Consider the following 3,570-nt stretch of genomic DNA (forward strand, 5'->3'; position numbering starts at 1 on the left):
CCGGCCCCCACTGCTCGGGGGCCGGACCGCCGTCGGCCCGTACGCGCGGACCCGTGCGGGCGGGCCCGTCGGCTCAGGCCAGCGAGGCCATCCACGCCTCGACGTCCTCGGCGCGGCGCGGCAGGCCGGCCGAGAGGTTCTCGTTGCCGTCGGCGGTGACCAGGATGTCGTCCTCGATCCGCACGCCGATGCCGCGGTACTCCTCGGGGACGGTCAGGTCGTCCTGCTGGAAGTACAGGCCGGGCTCGACGGTGAGCACCATGCCCGGCACCAGCAGCGCGTCGACGTGCTCCTCGGTGCGCGAGTGGGCGCAGTCGTGGACGTCCAGGCCGAGCATGTGGCCGGTGCCGTGCAGGGTCCAGCGGCGCTGGAGGCCCAGCTCCAGGACCTTCTCGACGTCGTACACCGAGGCGTCCAGCAGGCCCCAGGCGAGCAGCCGCTCGGCGAGCACCCGCTGCGAGGCGTCGTGGAAGTCGCGGAACCGGGCGCCGGGCTTCACCGCCGCGATGCCGGCCTCCTGCGCGTCGTGGACCGCGTCGTAGATCTTGCGCTGGAGCGCGTCGAAGCGGCCGTTGATCGGCAGGGTGCGGGTGACGTCGGCGGTGTAGAGGGTGCTGGTCTCCACGCCGGCGTCCAGCAGCAGCAGCTCGCCGGGGCGGACCTCGCCGTCGTTGCGCACCCAGTGCAGGGTGGTGGCGTGCGGGCCGGCGGCGCAGATCGAGCCGTAGCCGACGTCGTTGCCCTCGACCCGGGCGCGGCGCCAGAAGGTGCCCTCGATCCAGCGCTCGGAGGTGGCGACGGCTTGGCCGAGCTCGCGCACGCAGTCGGTGAAGCCCTTCACGGTGGCCTCGCAGGCGGCGCGCAGCTCGCCGATCTCCCACTCGTCCTTGACCAGCCGCAGGCCGCTCAGGAACTCCTTGAGGGAGGCGTCCTTGTCGGCGTCCAGCACCTCGGCGAGCGCGGCCTCCAGACCGGCGTCGTAGCCGCGCACGATCCGGGTCGGCACGCCGTCCCCGGCCCGCGCGGCCAGCTCGTCGGCGGCCTTGCGGACGTCGCGGACCGGCAGGCCGAGCAGCTGCTCCTGCTCGGTGAGGCTGTGCCGGCGGCCGACCCACAGCTCGCCGTGGCCGTCCAGCCAGAACTCGCCGTTCCCGCGGTCGGAGCGGGGCAGCAGGTAGAGGTGGAAGTCGTGGCCGGTGGCGCCCGAGGGCTCGGCGACCAGCACGGCGTCCTCGGTCTGGTCGCCGGTGAGGTGCACGTACTCGCTGGCGGCGCGGAAGCTGTAGTCGCAGTCGTTGGAGCGGACCTTGAGGGTGCCGGCCGGGACGACCAGGCGCTCGCCGGGGAAGGCGGCGGACAGCCTGGCGCGGCGCTCGGCGGCGTACGGGGCCTGCGGGACCGGGGCCAGGCCGTGCAGCTCGGTGTCCGCCCAGCCGGACTTCATCGAGGCGGCCAGCTCGTCGGAGACCTCGGAGTAGAGGCCGTTCTTGCGGCCCTTGAACTGCTGCGGCTCCTCGTCGCCGCCGACGGCCTCGGGGTTCTCGGCCACCGCGGGGGTGCGGTCCTCGGTCACGTACGTCGCCTCCTTGCGCGTAATGCCGCCCGGGGCGCGTCGGATCGCGACACAGGTGGGCGGCCGTCCGTCCATGGTACGGACGCCCGGCCGCTCACCCGTTCGGGCCTCGACCGCGTGGCCGGGCTACTCGAAGCGCGCCGCGAGCAGCAGCAGGTCGTCGGTGGCCGGGCCGTGCCCGGAACGGGCCGCGTCCTGCTCCGCCGCGACCGCCACCAGGTGGGCGCAGAGCCGCTCGGGGTCGATCCGCACGTCGCGCGGGGCGTCGGCGGCGGCCCGGCGCAGGTTGGCCTGCCCGGCGTGCAGGGTCCGGCCGAAGCGGCGGGCCAGTCCCTCGGTGTAGAGCACCAGGGTGTCGCCGCGCTCGGCGGCGAACTCGACCCCGGGCGCCTCCCAGCAGGAGAGCACGCCGAGCGGGGCGGAGAGCGAGGTCTCCACGAACTCGGCGCCGTACCGGGTGACCAGCACCGGCGGGCAGTGGCCGGCCCCGGCCAGGGTGATCCGCCGGCCCTCCGGCTCCACCCAGGCGTAGACGGCGGTGGCGGTGCGGGTCGGCTCGGTGGTCTTCAGCAGCAGTTCGAGGTCGCCCAGGACGGACACCGGGTCCTCGCCCTCCAGCACCGCGTACGCCCGCAGCGCGGCCCGCACCCGGCCCATCGCGGCGGCCGCGCCGGGGGCGGAGCCCGGTCCGGCGCCCGGACCGTCGCCGGAGACCGAGCCGACGGTGAGGCCGACCGTGCCGTCCGGCAGCGGGATGGCGTCGTACCAGTCGCTGCCGCAGGAGCGGTCCAGGCCGGCGGGGACGAGCCGGGCGGCCAGCCGCAGGCCGGCGGGCCGGGGGAGGCGGTCGGGCAGCAGGCCGCGGCGCAGCGCCTCGGTGGTGCGCCGGACCTTCTCCGCCTCGATCTGCTTGGCCAGCAGCGGGGCGGCCACCTGGGTGTAGCGGCGGGCCAGCTCGCGCTGGCGGTCGGTCGGGCCGCCGGGCTCGTCGTAGAACCAGAGCGCGGCGGCCAGCGGGCCGTCCTCCTCGGTGGCGAACGGCAGGCCGTAGCAGCCGCCGAGGCCGAGGTGGCCGGCGAGCTCGCGCAGCCGGGCGCCGATCGCCGGGTCGCCGACGAGGTCGTGCGACTGCAGTTCGGCGGGCCGGTCGTGCTCGCGCAGCAGCCGCGCGAGCAGGCTCTGGTCCGGCGGGACGGTCTCCAGCGCGCCGAGGCAGGCGCGGTCCAGGCCGAGGCCGACCGGCTGGCTGGGGCCGCCACCGGGCAGCGCGGTGACCAGCAGGGCGCGGTCGGCGCCGAGCAGCGCGGCGACGGAGGCGAGCACGGCGTCCAGGGTGGCGGACAGGCCGCGGGCGCGGGCGAGCCGCTCGGTGTGCTCGTGCAGGCTGGTGAAATCGGACAGGCGTCCGGCCAAACGGTCCTGCACTCCGGCGGCGGCCACGGCGGGCTGGGCGCCGTCGGGTGCGCCGGGGGCGCCCGCGGCGCGGCCCGCGCCCTCGCCGCCGTTCGGCAGCTCACCGGGCGCTCGGCCGTCCGGGCGGGCCGCGGGCGCGGCCGGATCGGGGAAGCCCGGCGGGTCGAGCACGGAGAGCCCGCTGGTGCCGCCGGCCTCGGCCGGCTCCGATGACGTCGACGGTGGGTGGGACTCGGTCATGCCGCCACTCCTGACGCGGTGGTGCGTGTCACGCGGATCATGCGGAACCCCCAGGTACGGCCGTTTGGAGCGAGCACGGCCAAAGGGCGCGTTTCGCCTCGATTCGCTACTACTCGTCATTGATCGACAGCAATGCCACCACTTCTACACAGGCCATTCGGGGCATGTCCAGAGTCATGACAAGGCTGGTCAAGGCTGGTGGCCGGTCGCGCGCCGTCGCGGGCCCGGCCCGGGGGCGCGTTCCGTTCAGCGCGCGCCGGTCGGGTGCGCCGGTCGGGTGTGCCGCGGGGCGGCGGGACGCGGCCCACCCCCCCGGCGGGCCTGGAGGGGCCGGGGAGCGGGCA

Annotated in this window: 2 protein-coding genes; both read right to left on the reverse strand. The window is 76.2% G+C overall.

The genetic code is table 11. From position 1 onward, the window contains the following. Positions 1 to 73 precede the first annotated feature (73 nt). A complete protein-coding gene (locus ACFU74_RS36550) occupies positions 74 to 1,573 on the reverse strand; it encodes an aminopeptidase P family protein (RefSeq protein WP_380764445.1) in 1,500 nt (499 codons plus the stop codon). Positions 1,574 to 1,699: 126 nt separating this feature from the next. Then, positions 1,700 to 3,226, reverse strand: a complete 1,527-nt coding sequence (locus tag ACFU74_RS36555) for a PP2C family protein-serine/threonine phosphatase (protein ID WP_380764446.1) — start codon at positions 3,224 to 3,226, stop codon at positions 1,700 to 1,702. Between the last annotated feature and the right edge of the window lie 344 nt (positions 3,227 to 3,570).

The organism is Kitasatospora sp. NPDC057500, assembly GCF_042802195.1.
Classification (GTDB): Bacteria; Actinomycetota; Actinomycetes; order Streptomycetales; family Streptomycetaceae; genus Kitasatospora.